The organism is Pseudochrobactrum kiredjianiae (genome assembly GCF_030362795.1).
Taxonomy (GTDB): Bacteria; Pseudomonadota; Alphaproteobacteria; order Rhizobiales; family Rhizobiaceae; genus Pseudochrobactrum; species Pseudochrobactrum kiredjianiae.
On sequence record NZ_JAUCBM010000020.1, the window covers coordinates 1 to 24,218 of the forward strand.

General features: G+C 48.6%; 20 protein-coding genes and 3 pseudogenes. 8 read left to right on the forward strand and 15 right to left on the reverse strand.

The window, feature by feature from the left end; translation table 11 throughout:
• On the forward strand, nt 1-548 hold a 548-nt coding region (locus QUF18_RS18705), incomplete at its 5' end, for an autotransporter outer membrane beta-barrel domain-containing protein (RefSeq protein ID WP_289388792.1).
• Between the two features lie 146 nt (nt 549-694).
• On the opposite strand, the pseudogene QUF18_RS18710 reads toward QUF18_RS18705, so the two are convergent.
• Together QUF18_RS18710 and QUF18_RS18715 are read right to left on the reverse strand one after the other, a co-directional pair.
• Nucleotides 695-1,741, reverse strand: a pseudogene (locus QUF18_RS18710) (IS3 family transposase); the annotation flags it as partial.
• A 113-nt stretch (nt 1,742-1,854) separates the two neighbouring features.
• Nucleotides 1,855-2,079 carry a hypothetical protein gene (locus tag QUF18_RS18715; RefSeq protein WP_374807200.1) on the reverse strand — a complete coding sequence of 75 codons (225 nt, stop codon included), beginning with the start codon at nt 2,077-2,079 and terminating at the stop codon, nt 1,855-1,857.
• Nucleotides 2,080-2,238: 159 nt separating this feature from the next.
• Here QUF18_RS18715 and QUF18_RS18720 point away from each other — a divergent pair, with 159 nt between their 5' ends.
• From QUF18_RS18720 to QUF18_RS18745, 6 genes and pseudogenes are all read left to right on the forward strand, one after another.
• Nucleotides 2,239-3,429, forward strand: coding sequence for a hypothetical protein (locus QUF18_RS18720; protein WP_289388793.1), 1,191 nt, complete (start codon nt 2,239-2,241; stop codon nt 3,427-3,429).
• A 154-nt stretch (nt 3,430-3,583) separates the two neighbouring features.
• Complete coding sequence (locus QUF18_RS18725) at nt 3,584-4,792, forward strand: hypothetical protein (RefSeq protein WP_289388794.1); 1,209 nt, start codon at nt 3,584-3,586, stop codon at nt 4,790-4,792.
• A 284-nt stretch (nt 4,793-5,076) separates the two neighbouring features.
• Nucleotides 5,077-6,372 (forward strand): hypothetical protein, encoded by a 1,296-nt coding sequence (locus QUF18_RS18730; protein WP_289388795.1) that lies wholly within the window; start codon nt 5,077-5,079, stop codon nt 6,370-6,372.
• Nucleotides 6,373-6,552: 180 nt separating this feature from the next.
• Nucleotides 6,553-7,120: pseudogene (locus QUF18_RS18735) on the forward strand (IS6 family transposase).
• 263 nt (nt 7,121-7,383) lie between these two features.
• Nucleotides 7,384-7,959 (forward strand): DUF1003 domain-containing protein, encoded by a 576-nt coding sequence (locus QUF18_RS18740; protein WP_289388797.1) that lies wholly within the window; start codon nt 7,384-7,386, stop codon nt 7,957-7,959.
• A 378-nt stretch (nt 7,960-8,337) separates the two neighbouring features.
• Nucleotides 8,338-9,090, forward strand: a pseudogene (locus QUF18_RS18745) (IS6 family transposase).
• Between the two features lie 130 nt (nt 9,091-9,220).
• Here the strand turns inward: QUF18_RS18745 and QUF18_RS18750 are convergent.
• The 11 genes from QUF18_RS18750 to QUF18_RS18800 all read right to left on the reverse strand — a co-directional run bounded on the left by QUF18_RS18750 (nt 9,221) and on the right by QUF18_RS18800 (nt 21,344).
• The gene (locus tag QUF18_RS18750; protein WP_353074557.1) at nt 9,221-9,469 is read right to left on the reverse strand and encodes a hypothetical protein; all 249 of its coding nucleotides are present in this window, start codon (nt 9,467-9,469) and stop codon (nt 9,221-9,223) included.
• 138 nt (nt 9,470-9,607) lie between these two features.
• Nucleotides 9,608-11,278 carry a formate--tetrahydrofolate ligase gene (locus QUF18_RS18755; RefSeq protein WP_289388798.1) on the reverse strand — a complete coding sequence of 557 codons (1,671 nt, stop codon included), beginning with the start codon at nt 11,276-11,278 and terminating at the stop codon, nt 9,608-9,610.
• Between the two features lie 184 nt (nt 11,279-11,462).
• Nucleotides 11,463-11,900 (reverse strand): glyoxalase superfamily protein, encoded by a 438-nt coding sequence (locus tag QUF18_RS18760; RefSeq protein ID WP_289388799.1) that lies wholly within the window; start codon nt 11,898-11,900, stop codon nt 11,463-11,465.
• 276 nt (nt 11,901-12,176) lie between these two features.
• A complete protein-coding gene (locus QUF18_RS18765; RefSeq protein ID WP_289388801.1) occupies nt 12,177-12,794 on the reverse strand; it encodes an FMN-binding negative transcriptional regulator in 618 nt (205 codons plus the stop codon).
• Between the two features lie 13 nt (nt 12,795-12,807).
• On the reverse strand, nt 12,808-14,259 hold the full coding sequence (locus QUF18_RS18770) for an amidase (RefSeq protein ID WP_289388802.1): 1,452 nt from the start codon (nt 14,257-14,259) through the stop codon (nt 12,808-12,810).
• Between the two features lie 67 nt (nt 14,260-14,326).
• Nucleotides 14,327-15,883, reverse strand: a complete 1,557-nt coding sequence (locus QUF18_RS18775) for an ABC transporter substrate-binding protein (RefSeq protein ID WP_289388803.1) — start codon at nt 15,881-15,883, stop codon at nt 14,327-14,329.
• Nucleotides 15,884-15,907: 24 nt separating this feature from the next.
• The gene (locus QUF18_RS18780; RefSeq protein ID WP_289388804.1) at nt 15,908-16,759 is read right to left on the reverse strand and encodes an alpha/beta hydrolase family protein; all 852 of its coding nucleotides are present in this window, start codon (nt 16,757-16,759) and stop codon (nt 15,908-15,910) included.
• A gap of 23 nt (nt 16,760-16,782) precedes the next feature.
• Nucleotides 16,783-18,417 (reverse strand): ABC transporter ATP-binding protein, encoded by a 1,635-nt coding sequence (locus QUF18_RS18785; protein ID WP_289388805.1) that lies wholly within the window; start codon nt 18,415-18,417, stop codon nt 16,783-16,785.
• Nucleotides 18,414-19,232 (reverse strand): ABC transporter permease, encoded by an 819-nt coding sequence (locus QUF18_RS18790; RefSeq protein WP_289388806.1) that lies wholly within the window; start codon nt 19,230-19,232, stop codon nt 18,414-18,416. The genes QUF18_RS18785 and QUF18_RS18790 overlap by 4 nt, the downstream gene beginning before the upstream one ends.
• Nucleotides 19,229-20,173 (reverse strand): ABC transporter permease, encoded by a 945-nt coding sequence (locus QUF18_RS18795; RefSeq protein WP_289388807.1) that lies wholly within the window; start codon nt 20,171-20,173, stop codon nt 19,229-19,231. Before QUF18_RS18795 ends, QUF18_RS18790 begins: the two co-directional genes overlap by 4 nt.
• Before the next feature lie 4 nt (nt 20,174-20,177).
• Nucleotides 20,178-21,344, reverse strand: a complete 1,167-nt coding sequence (locus QUF18_RS18800) for a C45 family autoproteolytic acyltransferase/hydrolase (RefSeq protein ID WP_289388808.1) — start codon at nt 21,342-21,344, stop codon at nt 20,178-20,180.
• Nucleotides 21,345-21,565: 221 nt separating this feature from the next.
• Between QUF18_RS18800 and QUF18_RS18805 the strand changes: the two genes are divergently transcribed.
• Nucleotides 21,566-22,495, forward strand: coding sequence for a GntR family transcriptional regulator (locus tag QUF18_RS18805; RefSeq protein WP_289388809.1), 930 nt, complete (start codon nt 21,566-21,568; stop codon nt 22,493-22,495).
• A gap of 34 nt (nt 22,496-22,529) precedes the next feature.
• Here the strand turns inward: QUF18_RS18805 and QUF18_RS18810 are convergent, their stop codons facing one another.
• Entirely contained in the window at nt 22,530-23,258 is a 729-nt protein-coding gene (locus QUF18_RS18810) for a copper homeostasis protein CutC (protein ID WP_289388810.1), read from the reverse strand.
• A gap of 9 nt (nt 23,259-23,267) precedes the next feature.
• Complete coding sequence (locus QUF18_RS18815) at nt 23,268-24,218, reverse strand: ROK family protein (protein ID WP_289388811.1); 951 nt, start codon at nt 24,216-24,218, stop codon at nt 23,268-23,270.

Genomic DNA, 24,218 nt, shown 5'->3' on the forward strand with positions numbered 1-24,218 from the left:
CGCAAGCTATGTGGTATGACAGTGATCTCAACTCAACCACCGCCAATCAATCGCTGATCAACGACAATAAGGGCTTCGGCTATGGTCTGAGCCTTGAAGCTGGCAAACAAGTCGATTTGGATGCCAACTGGTCGTTGACACCACAGGCACAGATGGTGTGGTCATCAGTAAAGTTCGACACATTCAATGATGCATGGGGGGCATCTGTCTCCAATCGTAATGGTGATAGTCTCAATGCCCGGCTTGGTCTCTCTGCGGATTACCGAAATGCTTGGGCAGCGAGCAGCGGCATGATCGCGCGCTCCCATCTCTATGGCATTGTTAATCTTTATCAGGAGTTCATGAGTGGCAACAAAGTCACGGTTGCTGACATGGATTTCAGAAATGAGAATGATACGACATGGGGTGGGATCGGTGCTGGCGGTACTTACGCATGGGCGGATGATAAATATGCGCTCTATGGTGAGGGCTCGCTTAACACCAGCCTCAGCAATTTTGCTGGTAGCTATGCCGTCAAAGGCACTGTCGGGTTCAGGGTTAGATGGTAGCAATCGACGTGGATCTGTTGCAAACGTTTCGACAATAATGTGGGTGATAGCACATAGTTTGACGTACAGTCGTATTGAAGCCGTCGGTTGACTTTTAGGCAAGTTTGAACGACGTGGCTCTCCATTTGGGGTGGACTTGCCCGGAATTAGTGGAGAGCCTCCGCGTGTGATTTTTTTTGTCATCGCTGCGTATGCGATTGGTGATTTATAGCCAAGGGCTGAATGTCTGCGAACCCGATTATAAAAGCCGTCAATATATTCGCCAATAGCCCTTACGGTTTCTTTTCGGGTTGGGAAAACAGTGCGCCATATCGGTTCCGATTTGATGGTTTTAAATACGGTCTCGACTATAGCATTATCATAGCAATTTCCTTTTCCGCTCATGGATGCAAGGATGGCGTGAGTATTGAGGAGCTCTCGATAATCGTACGCGGCATATTGGCTTTCTCTGTCGGAATGCTGAATAAGACCAGGCTTCCTCTGTCGGATTGCAATGACTTTTTGCAATGCACTGATGGCCAGATCTTGTTTCATCCGGTCACGTGCTTCCCAGCCGATAATACGGCGTGAATAAAGGTCAACAACAATGGCCAGATAAAGCCAGCCTTCTGTCGTCCATATATAACTGATATCAATGCCCCATTTCTGATTTGGTGCTTCACACGAGAAATCCTGATCCAGAAGATTTGGGGCGACAGGTTCACGATGATTACTGTCTGTTGTGCGCTTGAAAGCGTCTTTTGCCTTGCTTTCAAGCCGTTTTCGCACATCAGACGGGCTGTTCTATGCCGCCCGACCACAATCCCTTCTTCACACAATTCAATATGCATGCGTGGACTACCATAGGTTTCACGCGACAAGGCAAAGTGATTACGGATGTGAGCCAGAATAATCATATCATCAAGCTGATGACGACTGGGAGCACGATGTTTCCAAATATAATAACCACTCAAACTGATGTCTGCAAAAGCACACAGGCGTGATAGAGACATGGTGGCCTCCTGCGCATCAATGAAAGCAAATTTCATCGACTGTTTTCTTATCCGTCTCAACTCGAGCGAAGAAGGCCGCCGCTTTTTTAATAGCTCATGCTCCTGCCGCAACAATTCATTTTCTTTACGTAGTCGGGCAAGTTCGAGATTGATATCTTCGTGAGGGTCAGAAAGCAGAACCTTTTCTGCAAATTCGCGCTGCTTCAATCGTTGTTCTCCTATCAGATAACACTAACAGAAGCTCTCCAGGTTTGCAGGGCAAGTCCACTCCTCCCTTGCGCCTTCGTGGCGTATCTTCATCAAGATGCCAGACATCAGTGGGTGAAGGTGACTTGCGATGCAATCGTTGCAGTAAGCAAAGAGCCATGCAAGCAGCGCCATCGACGGATCGTTTCGTAAGAAACCTCAACGCCACGCTCAAGCATCATTTCTTCAATTTCACGCAGACTGAGATTAAAGCGGAAATAAAGCCAGATTGCATGCGTTACGATTGAGATTTGGAAGCGATGGTTTTTATACGTCGGGACCTGCTGTTTCATGTTCCCGAAATAGAACCATGACGTTGACGAATAATCAATGTGACAACACTGCGAAGACCCTTACAACAAGCCCGTAATGACCTGTTAATTACTAAAGATAGATAAAAAATTATAACAATATAATATGGATTATATCGTGAGCTACAAAGGAAAAGAGCAATGCCTGTTGCAGATAGCAATAATTCATCGGTTGATGATCTAACATATATATATGATTTAACATTATCACTATCAAACATAAGTGCAGAATTAAGTCCACCTTCAAGTGATTTTGCGAACTCGAATAAAATAAAGGCGACAGTATCATCTTTTTATGTTGATGGTGGGCTACCAGCACAAAATGTAAATATTATACTTCAGATTAATCCACCAGCCAGTATTGTCACGGTTTATGATGAAGATCATGCGTTTATCAGAAGTTATCAGGAAGGCCGATACCGTTTAAAAACAGGTGCAGATGGTAAAGCCGTTATATATTTCGCAAGCACTGGTAATATATATGAATCAATACAATTAATAGCCGAGCGGAACGCCTCATCATTATCTAAGCAGCATATAATATTTTTTGGGGATTATGCGGCCGCGCCGGCCCGTATCCCACCTCCGGTCCTTGATCTTAATGGTAATGATCAATTGGAAATACCGACTGAATCGCCCTATTTTCAGATCACGATCCCCTCACAGACGCCGGCTATTGTAAACACAGGTCTAAATTGTGTTGTAATAACAAATACAAAGCACTTTACGAAACAGAGTTACGCCTCGGCCTTAGAGGAGGGGGTGAAGATACCATCCGCATATCTTGATACTGAAAATAATAACGAAATTGCCTATTTTATTCAAAATAACTCAGATGGTACAACCGTAACCTCACCTAAAGTGACCTTTAAAGCCGTAGGCACGCCCTATACCCATCCGGTGCAATCTGCAGATGGCTCCCGTACTTTGCAGGCACGACCCTATCTAAACGACGGGCAAACTTCAATCACCCCTAATAATGCTAGTAATCTAAAGGTTTTCGTAGAAAATAAAGTAGAAAGCGATGGCAGGCACACATTCGAAGTAGGAGATAAAATAATATTCACGGTCTATATCAATGGTTACTTTAAAGGCAGCGATGTAAAAAAAGTAGATGTCTTTGACCTCCCCGTGATTGAAGTAAAAGAAGATAGACCAGCAAAGATAAATGTAACAATATCTAGCGATAAAATCTCAGGGTTTGGATCCAATACACATAACTCACCCGGTAGATATGAGTTGGATTATGTCGTAAAGCGCTCAAACGAAACAGATATTCCCACGCTGTATCGTCCAGTGAATTGGTTGAAAGGAAACATAGTAACCGTTTGACGGCATCCAATACTAAGTTAATTTAACAAATAAATATACGCTTTCAAGTAATAGTAATTGTTTTAAGAATAGTTTGTTTACTGAATAATATGGCGCAAACGAATATAAGCAAATATTAACAAATATAAATAATTAAATATAAAAGGAATATTAAATGGAAAATAATAACACTAAGACCATTAATGATCAAGATGTTGATTATGTTTATGGAGTATCAATTAAATTTGATAAGACTGGCGTTACAACGAGCTCTTCCCCTATTAAATATGGGACGGCTGACAAAATTAAGGCTACGATTGCTGTTGTTACACTCGTAGATAGCGTTGCTGCAGCAAATACAAAAGTAATAATGCAGATTAATCCACCTTCTGCGGATGTAACTATATTTAATAAAGATGGATCAGTTGCGGTAAATGACGATGACTTAGGGGAGGGTAAATTCTTATTCACCACTGATGGCAGCGGTCAAGTCATCGTTTATTTTGCATCAATTAACAATGGTTACCAGAACGTATCAGCTTACGTGCAGGCAGACGGGAAATCGCCTGCAGTAGAGTACGTTGTCTTCTTTGGGGATTACTCACACGCTGATACTAGCATTCCTTCGCCATCAGTAGACTTAAATGATCAGTCAGTATTAGAGATATCGCAAACCGATCCTTATTTTTACGTTGCATTAATTCAGGCTGATGCTATAGATACCACTCAGGGTAATAGCTGTGTCGCAATAGTTAATAACAAATATTTTAAGAAAATACCTTACCAGGATGCATTGGAATCTACAGGCATGAGCATTCCATCAGCCTGGCTCTCAACTCAAGACAAAAATCAACTCGCTAACTTCATCGAAAATGATGTATCGGCCGTGGTTTTCTCCTCTCCTACATTAGAGTTCCTTGCAGAAGGAACACCGTACAATCATCCAAAGATCGATCCCGTCAACCTACCGCGCAACCTTACCTCTCGCCCCTATTTAAATACAGGGCAGACTTCAATAACGCCAAGTAATTATTCCAATCTTTATGTTTCTATCGATAGGGCTGTAGAGCCAGGCGGTGGCTATACATACAATCTTAATGATAAGATTAAATTCACAATGTATGTAAACGGTTTCTTTGCGGGTTCCATTCTCTCAAACGTCACTGTGTTCGATTTAAATGATTTCACAGTTAAAGCTTCGTGTCCCGACACTGTTAGTGTACAGATTCCTGCGGCAAATCTAGAAGGGTTTGGTGCAAATATCTCAAACACAGCAGGGCGCTATGATATTGATTATGAAGTGATCCCTGCCAATGAAACTGACCCAAAGAAATATGGACGCCCGGTAAACTGGTTGAAGGGTAATATTAATACTGTGGCTTAAGGTATTATCTGGCTAAATAAATTCAACAAATCATTGTAATAATATGAAATAATGAAACTATATATATTATAAATATGGATATAATTATTACTGCAATAAATATCAATATATGTTATATTAAGATTTATTGTTTGATTGATTAAAGTCTAATTTAATAATAATTATCGGTGATATAATTGTCACTGATAATTTACTTAAGTACATGATTGCAATAGTTAAGCTTTATTAAATTTATATATACTGTATTTAGGCCGAACTGTTATTTTAATCAAAAGGATTTTGCAATGAATGAAACATATTTAAGTATGAAGAATAAAGTACTAAAGGAAAAAAGAAAAGAAAATATATCAGATGAAGAATCTAACACTGCATATGGCTATGGTAGCGTGGCGTCTGGGGCGTTAAGTACCGCATATGGCTCCCATAGTACGTCGAGTGACTCCTGTGTAGCTCTGGGTGAATCTAGCACAGCAACACAACAAAGTGTGGCGGTTGGCTCAGGTGCTACAGCTACTGGCTTAAATAGCACAGCTATGGGTATCTGGGCGCAGGCGACAGGCGAATCCAGCTTGGCTGTAGGCAGCTTTACCTTTGCCACCAATGCGAGAAGTATTGCGATCCAGGGGTTTTCCTCGGGTGTCTCTAGCACTACAGTTGGCGGCAATACTTCAGGTGACTACAGTACTGCGTTTGGTAGTGGCAGTACGGGCAACGGCGCCAATAGCACTGCACTCGGTTACTTTGCCAAGGCCACAAATAATAGTACCGCCGCCGGTCATACTAGTGTAGCTACGGGGAATAATAGTACAGCAATAGGTCAAGGTAGTTCAGCTACAGGATTTGATAGTACCGCCGTCGGTTATGCTAGTGTAGCTATGGGGAATGGTAGTACAGCATTAGGTCAAGGTAGTTCAGCTACAGGATGGAATAGTACATCTATTGGTCGCGGAAGTGAAGCCTTATACGATTTCAACACTGCAATAGGCTCCTCGAGTATAGCCTCGGGCCACAATGCAACTGCAATGGGAGAAAGGAGCAATGCCGTTGGTGATTTTAGCATTGCGATCGGTCAACACAGTGGCGCTGCAAAAGAAGACGCCATCGCGATGGGGCAAGCAGCCCTTGCTACTGGTGACCTTAGTATTGCTATAGGCAATGTCTCTGTATCCTCGGGTCATTACAGTACAGCGCTGGGCTATGATAGCACCGCATCGGGTGATAGCAGTATATCTTTGGGTCAAGATAGTTTGAGCTCGGCATCAAATAGTGTCGCGCTCGGTCAGAACAGCAAGGCCTCAAACGATTTCGCTGTTGCTATCGGTTCAATGAGTTACACTTCTCCAGCCGTTTCAACGACAGGTATAACGATTGGTAATACAGCGTATTACTTTTCTGGTGCCGTAGCAAAGGCTACGCTCAGTATCGGAAACGGTCAAGATCCGATATATAGAGCAATAACTAATATGGCTGCGGGTAGAGTAACTGAAACTTCTACTGACGCAGTGAATGGAAGTCAGCTGAAAGCGGTTGTAAATGCCATAGAAAGAATAAATGCTCGACTTGATTCATTAATGAATTAAGTATGTTCGGGGTTTGAATTGTATTACTTATTCTAACATTTTTCCGTTCCCCATTTGTATTCATAAAGGGGGACGGATTAAGGGCATCCAAACCTTAACTTCGACGTAATACCAAAGGGGTGTTGTCGCGTTAAGCAGTTCACGGTTGCCTGCGTGCCAGCTTGGTCGTAAATTTCGGCGATGCAAACACCAATTGTCAATTTCAAGCGCCACCTTTTTGCACCGCAGATCATTGCTCACGCCGTTTGGCTTTACCTGCGGTTCAACCTGAGCCTGCGTGAAGTTGAGGAAATGCTTCTCGAGCGTGGGATGGACGTTTCCTATGAGACTGTCCGACGTTGGATCGCAAAGTTTGGACCTCAGATTGCTCGTAACCTACAGCGACAAGAAGGCTGCTAAGCGTCTGCTGGCAGCATTGATTAAGCGCAATGGTTTTGTTCCGAAACGCATTGTCACCGATAAACTGCGCTCTTATGGTGCGGCAAAGGCGGATGTAGCTCCCAGCCTCGATCATTGGTCGCACAAGGGCCTCAACAACAGGGCTGAGAATAGCCACCTGCCGTTTCGAAAACGGGAACGAACCATGCTGGGGCACAGATCACCGGGAGCGTTGCAACGGTTTGTATCGATGCATTCCGCAACCCGCAATTGCTTTTCAGTTCCATTCCATCATCCTCGCGCACAAACAATTCGCTACCTTCGTCTCGAAGTATTCGAGGTATGGAGAATTGCAGCTTGTCTTGTCTGAAAATTCAGAACCCTGCACCAAGCTCGTCATCCAAACTTAACGTGACAACAGCTTTTAAACTCTTATCTGTCATTATGGTTTTTCCCCGAGTTGAGTATTCTTATTTATTCAGGCGTGTTGTCAGCAGTATAAGATATGCAGATCGCTTATTGAATTTAATAACCGCGACCTCCTTGATCGCGAAAATCAGTTGCTAAATTGTAATGTTGCGAACGATATTTGTTTACTGAAACATAGAACCCAAAAGTTCAGCGGAGATAAGTATGCCTCAAAACGTAAAGTCAGTGACAGAGAAAGAGTATCATTTTTCTGAACAGGCGATCCATTATCTCGGGAAGCCTTTAGAGGCACTTACTGAAAGAGAGATGCGGATTTTTAAGCGATTGGTTGATCGTCAGACTATTGCACGTAACGTGAATATTGCATTTGATGATAAATTAACAATCGGGCAGCGGCTCGCCGATAAAGTTGCTAAGTTTGGTGGTTCATGGACGTTCATACTTATTTTTGCTGTATTGCTTGTTTTATGGGTGGGCTTAAATTCACTTGCTGCGAGTAAGGCATTTGATCCTTACCCTTATATCTTTTTGAACCTCATCCTATCCATGCTGGCTGCGGTTCAGGCGCCTGTGATTATGATGAGCCAAAACAGACAAGCTGCAAAAGATCGTATGGACGCAGGCCATGATTATGAGATTAATTTAAAGGCTGAAATTGAAATATTAGCTTTGCATGATAAGTTCGACAAGATAGTCCCAACTGACCTGAGTGCGTTGATCGAAAAACAACAGCAACAGATTGACCTGTTATCAAGGTTGGTGATGGAGCAAAAGTCATAAACATTGCTCGCAACACACTTTGGAAGAAGTGAAATGGGTGGCTGTGAAATCATATAAAATCTTTTCAGTAGCTTATACTAGCAGACTTAACCCTGCGTCGTGAAATAAAGCAACTCCTATGTTTGAATATATGGAAGCTAGAAGCTTTCCGATTACATCACACTGCAAAATCTGATTTCCGCCATGCTCGGCGCATTGTCAATCTGATGGATAAGGCTGATTTGATTGCAGGTTATGCCCGCGACTATGACAAATAGCTTCTTGCTGAGGGCTATGGTGTTGAGCAGGGTGTCGAGGAGGAGCTTGTCGCAAAGCTTTTAAATTAGTGATAGCTTAATCACAATATTGGATGCTGATCTCCCGATACAGGAGATCTCCATGCTGTTAAATGCTATCGTTGAGAAACTCAAACACCAATCCAGAAATGACTTGAAAGGCCGTCAGTTTGAGGCCTGTGTGATTATTCAAGCGGTGAGCTGGTATTTACGTTATCCTCTAAGCTACCGAGATGTAGAAGAAATGTTTCTTGGGCGTGGTTTTGAAGTCGACCACTCAACTATCAATCGCTGGGTTTTAGCCTATGCGCCGTTGCTAGAGAAACGTCTAAGACAATTTTAACGTCCTCATTGTGGCTCTATTCGTATTGATGAGACCTATCTCAAAATTCGAGGCCAATGGCGTTATTTGTATCGGGCGATAGATAAAACCGGCAATTCGATTGATTTTCTGTTGATTGCCAAACGGGACTTACCTGCGGCCAAACGTTTCTTCAGGAAGATGCTGAAAAGTGAGCCTTTGCTTGCCTCGGATCGTATAGGAACGGATGGAGCCGGAACGTTTCCACCAGCCATCAACGCAGCCTCACAAGACTTACCCCTTCCAAAAGATCCACTGCACTATATTACCAAACATTTACAACAGGGTATTGAAAGCGATCATTTAAGGCTCAAAAAGAACATGCCCAAGAGTGGGTGTTTCCAATCATTCAATACGGTTCGCAGAACGATAATGGGTTTTGAAGCTATGCTATGGCTTCGCAAAGGCTTTGGGTTTTCAGGAGACTGCAATGTTCTCAGCCAGAATGAGTTGATTGCTCAGTGTTTCGGAATTCAAAGGGTTAAGATAACATGAACATCATTCGCATTTACTCAGAAACACAACCTGCGAAAAACCTTGCGACAAGCCCCTAATTTGCAATCAACTGTTTGGCTTTGAATAGCTGATGGAAAATGCTCCGATACAATGTCTTTGGTCGCGTTACTCAGATCAAGAAATTGCTGCGCCAATTGCGGCGCCCAGACAATATCTGTGCGGTACAGAGGTCTATGTCCGTATTGCCTGCAGCCAGCCATAAGCGATACTGAGCAAACTGATCGGACGAATTGGATGGCATATCGACAATCGTGACTTTATTGCCGGTTGCTGTTTCAAAATCATTCAGTTGCTTACGCAGCAATGCCTGACCGTTGCCCGTATCACCGGAAGCAATAGTTAAATCAGCGGCTATCACAGGCCCTGATACAACAATTAAGATCTGCAACGAGACAATTCGATAAAGAATATTTTTTGAGTTGGAGAGGCTTAGTGTGCTTGCAATACAGACCCCTCCAACCTTTCAAAGCAATAGACTTACATGCTCTTCTCTGAATTAAGAAAGCCCCTGAACTTCCCCGCGTTCATTCAAGTTGATTTTTTCCGCTGAAGGCACGCGTGGCAGACCCGGCATTGTCATAATACTGCCGCAGATCGCAATGATGAAACCGGCACCGGCAGACAATCTGACTTCACGAACAGGAATAGTATGTCCTGTTGGCGCACCTAAAGATGTTGGATCGGCGGAAAAACTATATTGTGTTTTTGCCATGCAAACGGGGAAATGATCAAAACCGGCTTTTTCCCATTGTTCAAGTTGTTTCAATGCCTCAGGCTCAATGCTGACCTGCGCTGCGCCATAGATTTCCTGAGCAACTGTTTGAATTTTCTCCAGCAGAGGAATGTTATCTGCATAGAGCAATTGCAACTGAGCTGTATTGGTATCGGCGAGTTTTGCTACGGCATGAGCAAGTTCTTCTGCCCCTGCACCGCCTTCAGACCAATGTTTGCAGAGAATGGCTTTAACGCCCAGCCCGTTGCAAACTTCATTCAGGACAGCGATTTCCTCATCGGTATCGGTTACAAAATGGTTGATCGCGACGACAACCGGCAGGCCAAATTTCTGCACGTTCTGAATGTGGCGAACAAGATTGACGCTGCCTGCTTTCAGCGCAACCGCATTGCCGATCCCCAGATCGCTTTTCGCAACGCCGCCATTCATTTTAAGCGCGCGGATTGTAGCAACAACGACCACCGCATCAGGGCTGAGGCCCGCTTTGCGACATTTAATGTTGAAGAACTTTTCGGCGCCAAGATCCGCACCAAAACCGGCTTCGGTCACGACATAATCGGCAAGCGCCAGACCGGTTCTGGTAGCGATGACGCTGTTACAGCCATGTGCAATATTGGCGAATGGCCCGCCATGGATGAGAACAGGATTGTTCTCGATTGTTTGCACCAGATTGGGCTGCAAAGCATCTTTGAGCAATACGGTCATAGCACCATCAGCGTTCAAATCGGCCGCAGTAATCGGCTGTTTATCGAGATTATAGCCAACAATGATACGCGCTAAGCGTGACTGAAGATCGGCAAGATCATTGGCAAGACAAAGAATTGCCATAACCTCAGAGGCAACGGAAATATCAAAACCGGCTTCGCGCGGATAACCGTTCGCAGGGCCGCCAAGCGCAACATTGATATTACGCAATGCGCGATCATTCATATCGACAACACGGCGCCAGGTAACACGGCGTGTGTCGAACCTTAAAGCATTGCCCCAATAAATATGATTATCAATCATCGCAGAAAGCAAATTATGGGCACTGCTGATGGCATGAAAATCACCGGTGAAATGTAGGTTAATGTCCTCCATCGGTACGACTTGAGAATAACCGCCGCCTGCGGCACCGCCCTTCATACCAAAATTTGGTCCGAGACTTGGTTCGCGCAGGCAGATAACCGTTTTTTTGCCTATTCTGTTGAGCGCATCACCAAGACCTACCGAGGTCGTGGTTTTGCCTTCACCGGCAGGTGTCGGATTGATCGAGGTCACCAGAATAAGCTTGCCTTTCGGCTTGTCTTTTAACCGGTCTACCGTTGCATGGGTGAGTTTTGCTTTATCATGGCCATAAGGCAGCAAGTCATTCAGATCGAGACCCAGCTTTGCAGCAATTTCAGTAATCGGACGCTTATGTGCCGCGCGCGAGATTTCGATATCAGAATACATTTGAAACTCCTGAGACAGAATGACTTCGAATTTGAACCAAAGCCTTGTTTGGTTCCATAGCAGAAATCGTCCGGCTTTTGGGAGATTTGTTCTAATAATTTGTTGGATGCGAGGTGGTTTTGATGTGGATGAACGGGCAAACAATGATGCTGCCCTGCTTCGTTGAGGGCAGGGCAGCATCATATCAAATGTCCAGTATTAACTGTGACAACCCGTTTGATGTTTTGCGTGGTGAGACGCCGGTATGATCGATGAGTGCGGTAATACGCTGGCGAAAAGCGGAAAAGCTCTCAAAAGTAACGACATCCACGGGTTTATCGAAATGGATTGATATTTCGTATAATCCGTCTGAGCGCTCAGTGATTGTGAGGATTTTGCCAGTAAAAGCCTGATTGAGATAGCGTCCGCTGATGGTTGCACCAATCACGAGCGGGAGTTTGGTATCATTGTTCATTTTTACTACAAGTGCTGAGAGTGTGTTCCAGTCGCGTATGCCATATTGTTTGGCAACGAGTTCCAGCGCGGTGCTATGACTGATGGCGTCCCCATGGTCGTTCATGGCTTGACGTAAACGCCGTGCTTGCAGTTTTAATTCATCTATGGGCGGATATTGTGCCGACATAGGATTAGCCTTTTCTAAGGCACGCGATTACGCTTGAATACGGTGCCCGCATTACCGCTAGCCAGCATGCCTTGAAGGGCTGTGACTTTAACAGCGAGGACTTCACCTTGGAATTATCCGCGGGCGGCAGGTGCCTCGAACCACGGGTTATATGAGTTAAGAATTTGGCACTGTCAAGATATTCGTCCGGATATTTAAAACAGAGAGAGCCGCGCAGCAGGTCAGTTTCTGTGCGCGGCTCAGTTTAAGCTAAAATTATGCTCTGATTATAAAGTGTCAGAGTTTGCAATAATCCCGCATCCGGTCAGCGAGTGTTTGCTGGCCATCTTTATCCAACTGTTCGGTTGCGGCTTGCATATCGCCGCTGCGCTCATCCTGCCCGAGCTTGAATTTCACTTCCATCTTGTCGATAGGCATGGTGTAACCGAGAATATTCGGTAGGCGGCGTCCCATGCCACCGGGACCAAGCTCTTTCATCTGCCACGGCTTGTCGCGGCCTCGCTCCATATGGGTCACCAGATCCTGCAAATGCTGAACAGTCTCGGCATCGCTCATAATCTCCGGCTTGCCGTGAATATGCGCGACCATAAAGCTCCATGTCGGAGCACTGTCGCGCTGCGGATAATTCGGATACCACGAGGAGGAAATATAGCTGCCCTGATCCATCAGAATAGCCACAGAGGGCAGGCCGGAACGCAAATATTGTCCGTGATCATTATTCATCGCAATGTGCGAAATCAGACGACGGTTCTGCCGGTCAATCATAAAGATCGGATGGGAGATCGCCACACCATTCTCATGTGGGGTGATTAATGTGCCCAGCACAGTGCGGTCAATAAGATCAAAAATCTCATCGTCATTATGTGGCTGAAAATAGTCTTTAGTATAAAGCATGTGTTTGATGTCCTCAGGCGCAAATCGCAGGGCGGCGGCTATCCCACGGATAATCACGCTCAAGCTGGGCGGCCAATGTCAGCAGGGTTTCTTCCTTGCCATTTGCCGCAATGAACTGCATGCCGAGCGGTGTGTCTTCCATTATTTGCAGCAGCGGAACACTCATGGCAGGCGCACCGGCGGCATTGACCGGATGGGTGAACATGGTCAGTTCCATGAACTGACGGGCAAAATGCTTCCAGTCATTTGAGCGGACATTCAATGTGCCTTTATCGAAAGGCAGACATGGCAGCACAGGAGAGAGAACTACATCCACGGTGCTGAACATACGTCCGAAACTGCGAGCAATCGAGTTGACCTGATTGCGGGCGCGCAGAATATCCAGACCGCTGAGCGAGCGACCATATTCGGCAAGGCCGAGATTGCTAGGCTCAAAGAAATCGCTGTTGATTGGCTTGTCGAAATCACGCGCCAGATCATCCACTTCCATCGCCGTATAGGTGGCAACCAGTCTGGTAAAAGCGTCGCTTAAAACCTGCGCATCATAATCCGGTGTGATCTCAACAATCTCATGTCCGAGAGCTGCGCACATTTCTGCGGTTTTATGTAAAGCTTCCAGCACAGCCTGCTCGACCGGTGTTTCTAAACCGGTTTTTTGCCACAGACCGATGCGCAATTTACGCGGCGCCTGATTGACCGCCTGCATGAATGTGCCGGTTTTGGCCGGCGCACTGTAAAGCGCCCCTTGCTCTGGTGCGTCTGTCAGGTCGAGCATCAAAGCGCTATCACGCACTGAGCGGGTGAGGACGTGATGGCTCACCAGTCCGCCCCAGTTTTCCGTAGAAACAGGGCCGCAAGGAACGCGTCCGCGGGACGGACGCAGGCCAAACAGACCGGAGCAGGCGGCAGGGATACGGATAGAACCGGCACCGTCATTGCCATAGGCCAGCGGCACCATGCGCGCGGCAACAGCAGCCGCTGCACCGCCGGAGGAGCCGCCAATACTTTTGCTGACATCCCAAGGATTAAGCGTTACGCCATGCAGGCTAGGCTCGGTGGCAATGTTGCAAGAGAATTCCGGCAAATTGGTTTTGCCGATGATAACCAGACCGGCAGCGCGATAACGGGTCACCAGTTCATGATCCCGCTCAGACACATTTCCATCCGCAGCGCGGCAGCCATAGAACATTGGAGCGCCAGCATAAGACGGGCAGTCGTCTTTCAGCAAGGTTGGTACACCAAACAGCGCTCCCTGATCCTGCGGGGATTGAGCGGCAAGGTGTTGCAATTGTTCGTCTGCGGCATCGCGCATTTCGCAGATAACGGCATTCAGTTGCGGATTAACACGGGCAATAGCTGCAAAGGCTTCATCAACCGCTTCACGCGGAGAAAGCACTTTGTCCTTAATGGCTTTCGCCAGACCTGTTGCATCGCTGTCAGTATAATTAAATTCAGGCGCGGCCATAAGGGGTCCTGTTCATAAAGTCATAAAGGGAGAGTGATGCCGGAATATCCGGCATCGCGCATTAGCTTTAGTCTTTTTTGCTCACGCCCCAGAGGCGATGGGTACCGGCCGGCCAGCCTTTGTAATCCGCGACTTTAGGATTAAGCGCTGTGATTGTCGGCAGGTTGAACAGCCCGATAATCGGCACTTGCTTTGCCGCCAGCTGATGCAGCTCATTGTAGATTTTCTTGCGTTCTTCAAAGTCCTGCGTATTCGCAGCCTTGGTGCGCAAAGCAATGGCTTCCTTGTCATCCCACTGATGCGCAGGTTCCTGTGCTTTGTCACCGATCAGCGACTGGTACATCAGCAGCGGATCGAGGCGTGCGGAATAAGCGAAGATTTCCATCTCATAATCGCCGCGGCGATAACGGTCGAGCTGGGTTGCCCAGTCACGCACTTCCAGCTGGGCATTGATGCCGGCCATGTTGAGCATGGCCTGTACAATAGTTGCGACCTGCACGCGGTCATCGCGGTTGGAAACCAGCAGACTGATCGGCTCGCCATTATAACCGGCTTCAGCCAGCAGGGCACGCGCTTTCTCCACATCATAAGCAGGCCATGTGGCGGTGCTTTCATCACGATACGGGCTTTCCGATGGGATGATTGACGGGTTGGCAACATAGCGCCCTTCACCAACGGCACCGACAAGCTGTGTCAGGTCAATGGCATGTGCAATAGCCTGACGCATGCGTACATCTTTGAGACGCGGAGCATTGGTTTGCAGATGCAGGGTCATCCATGACGGTGTTTGCTGAATGTCGACATTCATGGATTTTGCGGTCAGCGTGTCGATCAGTGTCGGGTCGACCTCGTCGATCATATCAATGTCACCGGCAACAAGGCCATTGCTGCGGGTGCTGGCATCCGGCACCGTCATGAAGCGCAGGGTCGGAATAAGTGCTTGTTTGTTACCGGCATAGCCGTCTTTGTCGCCGGTAAGAGCGCTGTAATCATCGAATTTTTTCAGCTCAACATAACGGCCGGTCTGCCAGTCGCTAAATAGATAAGGGCCGGTGCCGACAGGCTTGTCAAATTTGCCGTCTGCAGTAACAGAAGAGGGGTGGAGTATCCATGGCGTGCACTGAATTGTCGCCAGCGTCATCAGAAAATTTGGTGCCGGTGCGTTGAATTTCACTGTAACAGTATAATCATCCGCAGCACTCACATCTTCAATCGCTGCGCCGATTGTACCATTATACCGGCCGGCACATTGAAAGTCGGTTTCTGCGTTTAGATAGCGTTTGAAATTCCAGACAACATCTTCAGCCTTCATTTCACTGCCATTGTGAAATTTTACGCCTTTGCGCAAATGAAACACATATTCTGTTGCTTCCGGATTGCTGCTCCAGCTCTCGGCCAGCATCGGCTTAATGGTCAGGTCTTCACCATAGGCAACTAGACCTTCAACCACATGCGCCAGAACCATATCTGACGGACCATCACGGTTCACTCCCGGATTTTTACTGCCGATATCGGAGTGTAGAGCCAACCGCAGGGTCTGCCCTTCCTGCGCTGAGGCAGCAAAGGAGAGGGTGCTTGCCAAGACGCTGAATCCCAGCACTTTCAAACTGTTTTTAAAGATCATGTTATTCCCCTGTTTTTATAATTTTTAGTAACGACCTTGCACAACATCCGTGAAGAAGGCCTCTGCGGGCTCAATCACGCGGAAAGGCTCATGGGCGACACCGGCCACAGTATCGCGGCGCACCCGAAAGCCCTGTGTTTCAAAAGATTTGGCCAAAGCTTCAATGCGGTCCAGCCGGTTTTCACCCATCAGATCGGCACCATCCATCCAGAAGGCGCTGTCACGCGGAATGGCGATTTCCCATGTGAGATTGTCTTCCGTGCCGATCAGGGTCTGCACTTTCACATCGCGCATGGCATCGAGGTTGATTTTCTTGCCAAACAGAGCTTCGATATTGCGGGTGCCGACCCACCAGTCATAATCGGAGTTGAGCAGGGTCACGACGCCCGGTGCGCCGATAGACACAGCGGTCAGACGTTCCGGATGCAGCATGAAAAACCGCTGGCTGAACTGACCACCGCCAGAGTAGCCATACAGCATAAAACGATTATCTTTGAGACGGTATTTGCCAGCTACCTCATCGACCATCGATAGCAGAATTTCATCATAGCGAATGTCGTGAAATTTGATGCGCTTGTAATTGGACAGCTCATCTTTCTGGATAATGCCGACCGGAAACAACGGAGCCAGAATAATGCAGTCGTTTTTCTCGGCGAAGTCAGCAAAACGGTCGCGATATTGCGATGCCGTACGCCCTGTACCATGCATAATCACGGCCAGATTATAGGTCTTTGTATCTGTTTCGCTATAGGATTCAGGCACATAAAGGCAGTAGCTGAAGCGTTGATCCTGCTGACTGGCAAAAAACGGCGTGGCACCGAAATCATAAAAGCTGAGCTTGATGCCGTGGCCTTCGCGTTTAACAGTTGATGACATATTTTCCTCCCCAGATGGGTTCATTATGCGGCTTCGTTGCGCCATTTCAGGCGTACGCCGCCGGTACCGGTCGTTTCTAAAATCGGGATAGCCGAGAGCAGCTGACGTGTATAATCCGTCTGCGGATGGTCAAAGATCGCGTCCCGTGTGCCTTGCTCGATAATCTTACCGTCTTTCATTACCACTACGCGGTCTGCGATCTGTTCCACCACTCCGAGATCATGACTGATAAACAGACAGGCAAAGCCATAGCGCTCCTGCAATTCCGCCAGCAGATCCAGCACTTGTGCACGTACAGTCACATCCAGAGCGGATACGGCTTCATCGGCAATCAGAAAAGCAGGGCGGCGTACAAGAGCGCGGGCAATGGCAATACGCTGGCGCTGACCACCGGAAAGCTCATGCGGAAAGCGTTCTGCAAAATCACCACCAAGGCCGACATCCTCCAGCGTGCTTTTCACCAGAGCGCTTTTTTCTGCTGCGCTTAAACCCTTGGATAAACGCAGCGGCTCTGCCACGAGTTGCCCGATTTTCATCCGCGGATCGAGCGATGAATAGGGATCCTGAAACACAAGCTGGCAATTGAACCGGTAATCATTGAAATGATTGTTTTTGCGGCTGACCTGTTGGCCTTTATAGCTGAGTGTACCGGATTTAGGCTGCACAAGACCGGCGATAACCCGCGCCAGCGTCGTTTTTCCGGAGCCGGAGCCGCCGACAATCGCCACGACTTCTTTCGGGAAAATTGTAACGCTCACATCATCCAGAGCGGTTTTAACCGGCGCTTTTTGAAACAGGCTTTTATTACCGATAAAATCGACAATGATATTGTCTGCCTGCATCAGAGCTTCACCGCTTGCAGGTGCGCGGGCAGGGATGCGGCGTGGCAATGTGGAGAGTAGTTTGCGGGTATAATCATGTTGCGGATTGCTCAGAACCTGCTCAGTCAGGCCTTCCTCAACCAGATCACCGTAGCGCATCACAACAATGCGGTCACAATAGCGCGCCACCATCGGCAGATCATGGCTGATCAGCAAAACGGAGGTGTTGTTCTCACGGGTCAGTTTGAGCAGCAGTTCCATGATTTCACGCTGGACAACGGCGTCGAGCGCAGTTGTCGGTTCGTCCGCAATTAACAAATCCGGCTGCAGCAACATGGCCGAAGCAATCATAATACGCTGACGCATGCCGCCGGAGAACTGGTGCGGATGGGCGCTCAGTGCTTTTTCACCATCCTTGATGCCGACCTTTTCCAGCATGTTAATGATTTTGAGCCGGCGCTCTTTTTTGTTTTCCTGCGGATAGTGTAGTTCCAGCCCTTCTTCCAGCTGTCGGCCAATTGTCAAAGACGGATTGAGCGAGGTCATCGGCTCCTGAAAAATCATGGCAATGCGCTTGCCGCGAATAGAGCGAATGGCTGTACCATTCATGGCAAACACATCTTCGCCGTCGAAGCGGATGGTTCCGTTGATCGGCTGAATGGTTTTCGGCAGCAATTTCATGACGGCGCGTGCCACCATGGTCTTGCCTGAACCGGATTCACCAACCACGCCGACAATTTCGCCAGAACCGACGTGAAAGCTGACCTGTTTTACCACCTGCGGGCCGCTCTGGCCGACACGCAATGTCAGGCTGTCGATTTCAAGTAGCGGGTTCATGAGCGTTTCCTTAGTCGTGGATCGAGCAGATCGCGCAGGGCATCGCCAAGCAGATTGACGCCAAGCAGGGTGAGCGAAATAGCAAGGCCGGGGAAAATACCGAGCCACATGGCCTGCTCAATATGAGCGCGGCTACCGGCCAGCATATTGCCCCAGGTTGGTGCGGGAGGAGCAACACCAAGGCCAAGGAAACTCAAAGAACTTTCTGCCAGCAAAACCCAGCCCAGCATGGAGGTCGCCATAACTGTGATCGGTGCCAGGCAATTGGGCAGAACATGGCGCAGCATGGTGAAGAACTCGGAATTGCCCATCAGACGCGAGGCCTGAATATATTCAAGCTCACGGATGGACAGTACCGTACCGCGTACAATACGGATGACCGACGACATATAGGCCAGCGCCAGTGCGAGAATGATACCTTTTTCATTGGCACCAAAAACAGCAAGCAGACCCAGTGCCAGCAACATACCGGGAAAGGCCATCAATGCGTCGTTGACGGCCATCAGAATGCGGTCGAACCAACCACGTAAGAAGCCGGTCAAGGCACCAAGAAAGACACCAAATATTGTCGCCAGCAATACGGTTAACAGGCTGATGCGTGCGGAAGCGGCCGCACCGCGCATCAGGCGGCTGAGAACATCGCGGCCATATTCATCGGTGCCGAACGGATGGGCAAGGCTGGGTGCCGCAAGCTTGGCAGCAAAATTGAGTGCCAGCGGGTCATAAGGTGTCCAGAAGGCACCGACCAGCATAACACAGCCGATACTGCCGACAAGGATGCCGCCGATGAGAAGGTTTAAAGGCAGAAGTTTCATTGTGCCGTCACCTTCGGATCAAAATACGGATAGACGAGATCAACAATCAGATTCACCACCACGTAGATACCTGCGATGAATAACAAGCAGCCCTGAATAACCGGATAGTCGCGGGCAAAAATCGCATTGACCAGCAGACGGCCAAGACCCGGAATGGTGAAAACCGTTTCAACAACCGCAACACCGGCCAGAAGGTTGCCGAGGATCAGACCCAGCAATGTCCATGTCGGGCCAAATGCATTACGGAAAGCATGGCGCCACATCACAGTGCCTTCAGACAGACCTTTGGCACGGGCATGCATAATATATTCAAGGTTCAGCACTTCCAGTGTCGAAGCGCGCGCCATACGCATGATAACGCCGATCTCATGGAGAAACAGCGTCATCACCGGCAAGATCAGATAGATCAGTGCGGCCTTCGGGCTTTCTGAAAAACTGACATAACCGACAACCGGCAGCCAGCCGAGCTTCATGCCGAAGCCGAGGATCAGCAGCAGCCCCATCCAGAATGTCGGGATAGAGAGCAGTAATGTAGCGCAGCTGACAACAGTAAAATCTGTGAGGCTGTTTTGCTTCCATGCCGCGATCATGCCCAGCGGCACAGCAACCAGAGTTGCCAGTACCACAGCAGTAAATACAATCGTGGCACTGGTGGAAAAGCGGTCAAGGATCAGCCCTAAAACCTGTTCTTTATTGGCGATAGAAACGCCAAAATCACCCTGCAGAATATTACCTGCCCAGATAAAAAACTGCGTGGCAATACTTTGGTTTAGCCCCAGTCTTTCACGCAGGGCTTCCAGCGCTGCGGCATCTGCCGCATCGCCGAGCATCATCGCTGCCGGATCGCCCGGGATCATGCGGACGATGACGAAAACCGCCACCGCCACTATGAGCAGCGTAGGGATAGCCATGACTATCCGTGTCAGTGCAAAACGGAGCATGGCCTTAGCCTTTTATCGATACAGCCTGCGCAGGTTTTCCGGCATCCGCAGGTACCGGCGTGTCATTGCGCAGTGTATAGCTGGTGAAGGTACGGTTGAGCGCCGGCAAAGGAGCAATTTCCATGAAATTCAATGCGGCTTCCATGATAACCATGGCAACGGTTGCGGTGAGATTGCTGGTGTCGCTCGGTCGTGGCGGGCGGCAAACAGCAAATGGCGTAAGGAAATCATCAAACAGGGCGGTTTTCAGCGCCTGACGGTCGAGCTTCTCACCCTGCTGTTCAAGAATTTTACGCACGCGCCAGTCACGATAGAAGCTTTCCGCTACATAAGGGCGGCCGGTATCCATCAGTTTGGACAATGCGACAGGGCTGACCCAGTGATTGGCATGCACGATCAGGTCGTTTTCAGGATAAAGCGGGAAGGCTTCATCCGGCGCACATTCAAAATCAATGCCGAAACCGGCAGCACTCGCAATCATAATATTGTTAGAGCAGGACTTTGGTGTGGTTGCTACGGTCTTGATTGCTTTGGCAAAATGTTCCTGCTCCAACACTTTACGGCGCAGCAGACCTAGCGGTACACCGAGCTTTTTATAGTCGCGGTCGCATTCCAGATAATTGGCAGTAATGGTAATACCTGCCTCATTGAAGCCGCTACGTGCCAGACCGCCAGCCTCAACAAAGGTGACATAATCCGGTCCGTCTTCGCGCTGAACGCGCAGCACAACACCGGTTTCAGCACATTCTGCACGCCAGTCCCAGTTCTGACCATGCACCAGATTGCCGGTTTTGCTGCGTTCCGGCATAATCAGAGCGCCGGTGCAGCCGTCATCCAGATCATCATCTTCCGGCGCGCCGGTCAGGGTGCGTGCCATCGCCACAACTTCGGTACGGGCATTGATCATCACGATATCTTCAAATGCAACACCCGAGCCATCGCTGATGCCGCGCATTTCTTCCAGATAGAGTGGTTCAAATTCGGTAATCTTGGCCGCGCAATCATCAATCAGCTTGCTTTTTTGTGCAGATGAAAGACCGAAGCCGGTCAATGTGCCGGTATAGAGTTCTGCACTGCGTGCAATACGTGATTTCAGCAAGACCCCGTATTGACGACCACGCTCATAGGCTTCTCCGGTCAGGGCTACAAAAGGAAATGGCTCAATCGTCATTGGGTGTCCTGTATTGTATTTTGTATTTATGTAATACACATCCTATGTCTATTTAAGGAAGTCAACAGAATTTTGAATGAAATTATACAAATTTGAAAATCACTGTTTTTTGCGCGGCATATGGATGGACAAGTTGTCTCTTGCAGTAAGGGCAGCACTCGTGCATAGCTGTATCTGCTACAGTGTCTGGATTATGTATAAACAAAAAACAGAAATGGCTCATGGTTTCACAGCGGGAAGTACAGGAAAATACAGCTGAATCTGCCGGTTTCGATTGGGAACTAAGCGGTTTGCAAGCAGATGTGGCGCGCAAGGTTCTCGCGCTGATCGGTTCCGGTAAATGGCAATTGCAAGAGCGTATTTCGGATGCAGCACTGTCGCGTGAGCTGAATGTTTCCCGCTCGCCGGTGCGCTATGTGCTGAATCTGCTGACTGAATATGGTCTTATCGCGCATGTGGCAGGCAAGGGGTATCACCTCACAAGAATGCCTGCGGAAGGTGAACTGATTGATCAGCTGATACCGGAATCAGAAAATACCAATCTTTATAATGATCTGATGACGGCGCGTGCCATGGGCGTTATTGGTACGGAAGTTTCCGAAACAGAGCTGGTGGAGCAGTTTAAAGCAACGCGAGGTGCTGTGCGCCGTGCCTTGATGCGCTTTTCTGCTGAAGGGCTGGCAGAGCGGCTGCCGGGGCATGGCTGGCGTTTTACAGAGTCGCTGGACAATGAACGCGCGGTGCAGGAGAGCTATACGTTCCGTCTTGTGGTGGAATGCGGAGCTCTGATGCAACCCGACTATGCCCCGCAGGAAGACCAGCTTCAGGCATTGCTGCGTCAGCAGCAGGCTATTCTTGATCTGCCGGTTGGTCAGCTTTCCAAAGATGCATGGTTCCATGCCAATGCGACTTTTCACGAAGCCATTGTTTCATGGGCGAATAACCGGTTTTTCACGCAATCTGTGCGCTGGCAGAACAGCTTGCGACGGATGACCGAATATGCGGATTTTGGCAAGCTGAGTGAAAAACGGCTGCATGATGCCTGCCACGATCACATGGCGATTTTACGGGCGATACAAGACGGCGATATCAACTTTGCGGCTGCATTGCTGCGCCGCCATATTTCCCGTTCCAGCCGCGATGATTTGTAAGCGCAGGACGTATCGGATATTGATGATGCTCATCCTACGTTAAATCTTGAGCAGCGATGTTCTTTATCTTCCTGATGTTTTCTGCAGAGGTTTGTGAAGAGAGCGGCAAGGCGAAGCCAAATTCAACACTTTTCACATCTGGATTAGGCTGGCTCACACGTCCTGAACTGTGAATTTCATGCACACCGGTTGCCTGCAAAATCTTTTGTGCATTCTCAGCTTTCACGCCACTGCCTGGCATAATTGAAATCCGGTTGCCCGCATGCTGAACGAGTTGCTGTAAAAGATCAGTCCCGTCAATTGCCTTCAATTGCTGGCCGGATGTCAGAATACGTTCAAAGCCCAGATCAATTGCCTGTTCCAGTGCCTCAAACGGATCGGGCACTAAATCAAAAGCCCGATGCAGCGTTAGTCCCATCCCCTCTGCCTGTTGTACAAAACGGCGCAGTAAAACGGTATCAAGCGACCCGTCAGGCATTGACGCTCCAAGTACTACGCCTGCAAGACCAGCTTTTCGCATAGTCTCAATCTCATGCAGCATGGCGTCAGTTTCAAGCGGTGTGAAGCAGAAATTACCGGCGCGCGGACGGATCATCGCATAGATCGGAACCGGTGCCAAAGCGGCCTGCGCTATCAAGCCGGCTGTCGGTGTTAGTCCGCCGCTATCGAGACTGGAGCAGAGTTCAATTCTGTCTGCGCCACCCTCAAGGGCTGCTGCCAGACCTTCCGGATCATCAACACAAATTTCCAGCATCTTTTTCATGTCATGCCCCTATGATAATTGCCGTGCGGATATAGCTGCGCCGATCAATCCGCCTTCATTGCGGAAACGGCCGGATACTACAACCCGCTGATCTGTCCGTCGCAATATGCGACTGCGAACGGCCGTATCAAGCGCGTGAATTAATGTCTCTGCGGTGGCCAGACCACCGCCCACCGGCACGATGGATGCACCGGTAATATTGATCACGGCTGCCAGCGGATCAGCCATTAAATGCAGGTAAACTTCGATCGTACGTTTTGGCTTTTCAGCATCTCGCTCCCAGCCCGTCACGATTGTGCGGCTATCGCGTTCCTCACCATGAAGAAAACTGTGCAGCCGCTCGATGCCACGTGCGCCGCCAATAGTATCAACGCAACCTTTTTGCCCGCAACCGCAGGAAAAGCGCGGTATATAAAGCGGGGTCGTCTCACCCTCCAGCTCCAGCATCGTATTAAGGATCGGTCCGTGTCCCCATTCTCCGGCGATACCGCCAGCACCACGCACAAGACGCCCGTCAGTAACAAGTCCGCCACCAACACCGGTGCCAAGCACAGCGCAAAATACAACACGATGCCCTCTACCTGCGCCTTCACCGGCTTCTGCCAGTGCCAGACTGTCGGCATCATTGACTGCAACAACCCGACGTCCGAGATGTTGTTCAAGCTCTTTATCAAGCTGATGCCCGTTGATGCAGGGAATATTAGCTGAGAATGCCCGCCCGTCTGCCGGATCAATCAGCCCCGCAATCGACAGCGCAAGCGGTGCCTGATGATCCCTGCCATGCTTATTCAGCAATGTTTTGAGCGCCTGTACAAAACCTGACCAGTCATCGACCGGCGTTGTCACCTTATCAAGAGACACAAGCTCCCCCGCTTTCGGCGAGAATGCCAGACGGATGAACGAACCGCCCACATCCGCTGCGAAAACCGGATTTATGTTTGAAGTTTCTGAATACTGCAT

What these genes read in the sequence shown, in the direction of transcription:
- QUF18_RS18715 (WP_374807200.1), bottom strand. Translation starts at nt 2,079, where the DNA reads ATGAAACAGCAGGTCCCGACGTATAAAAACCATCGCTTCCAAATCTCA.
- QUF18_RS18720 (WP_289388793.1), top strand. Translation starts at nt 2,239, where the DNA reads ATGCCTGTTGCAGATAGCAATAATTCATCGGTTGATGATCTAACATAT.
- QUF18_RS18725 (WP_289388794.1), top strand. Translation starts at nt 3,584, where the DNA reads ATGGAAAATAATAACACTAAGACCATTAATGATCAAGATGTTGATTAT.
- QUF18_RS18730 (WP_289388795.1), top strand. Translation starts at nt 5,077, where the DNA reads ATGAATGAAACATATTTAAGTATGAAGAATAAAGTACTAAAGGAAAAA.
- QUF18_RS18740 (WP_289388797.1), top strand. Translation starts at nt 7,384, where the DNA reads ATGCCTCAAAACGTAAAGTCAGTGACAGAGAAAGAGTATCATTTTTCT.
- QUF18_RS18755 (WP_289388798.1), bottom strand. Translation starts at nt 11,278, where the DNA reads ATGTATTCTGATATCGAAATCTCGCGCGCGGCACATAAGCGTCCGATT.
- QUF18_RS18760 (WP_289388799.1), bottom strand. Translation starts at nt 11,900, where the DNA reads ATGTCGGCACAATATCCGCCCATAGATGAATTAAAACTGCAAGCACGG.
- QUF18_RS18765 (WP_289388801.1), bottom strand. Translation starts at nt 12,794, where the DNA reads ATGCTTTATACTAAAGACTATTTTCAGCCACATAATGACGATGAGATT.
- QUF18_RS18770 (WP_289388802.1), bottom strand. Translation starts at nt 14,259, where the DNA reads ATGGCCGCGCCTGAATTTAATTATACTGACAGCGATGCAACAGGTCTG.
- QUF18_RS18775 (WP_289388803.1), bottom strand. Translation starts at nt 15,883, where the DNA reads ATGATCTTTAAAAACAGTTTGAAAGTGCTGGGATTCAGCGTCTTGGCA.
- QUF18_RS18780 (WP_289388804.1), bottom strand. Translation starts at nt 16,759, where the DNA reads ATGTCATCAACTGTTAAACGCGAAGGCCACGGCATCAAGCTCAGCTTT.
- QUF18_RS18785 (WP_289388805.1), bottom strand. Translation starts at nt 18,417, where the DNA reads ATGAACCCGCTACTTGAAATCGACAGCCTGACATTGCGTGTCGGCCAG.
- QUF18_RS18790 (WP_289388806.1), bottom strand. Translation starts at nt 19,232, where the DNA reads ATGAAACTTCTGCCTTTAAACCTTCTCATCGGCGGCATCCTTGTCGGC.
- QUF18_RS18795 (WP_289388807.1), bottom strand. Translation starts at nt 20,173, where the DNA reads ATGCTCCGTTTTGCACTGACACGGATAGTCATGGCTATCCCTACGCTG.
- QUF18_RS18800 (WP_289388808.1), bottom strand. Translation starts at nt 21,344, where the DNA reads ATGACGATTGAGCCATTTCCTTTTGTAGCCCTGACCGGAGAAGCCTAT.
- QUF18_RS18805 (WP_289388809.1), top strand. Translation starts at nt 21,566, where the DNA reads ATGGTTTCACAGCGGGAAGTACAGGAAAATACAGCTGAATCTGCCGGT.
- QUF18_RS18810 (WP_289388810.1), bottom strand. Translation starts at nt 23,258, where the DNA reads ATGAAAAAGATGCTGGAAATTTGTGTTGATGATCCGGAAGGTCTGGCA.
- QUF18_RS18815 (WP_289388811.1), bottom strand. Translation starts at nt 24,218, where the DNA reads ATGCAGTATTCAGAAACTTCAAACATAAATCCGGTTTTCGCAGCGGAT.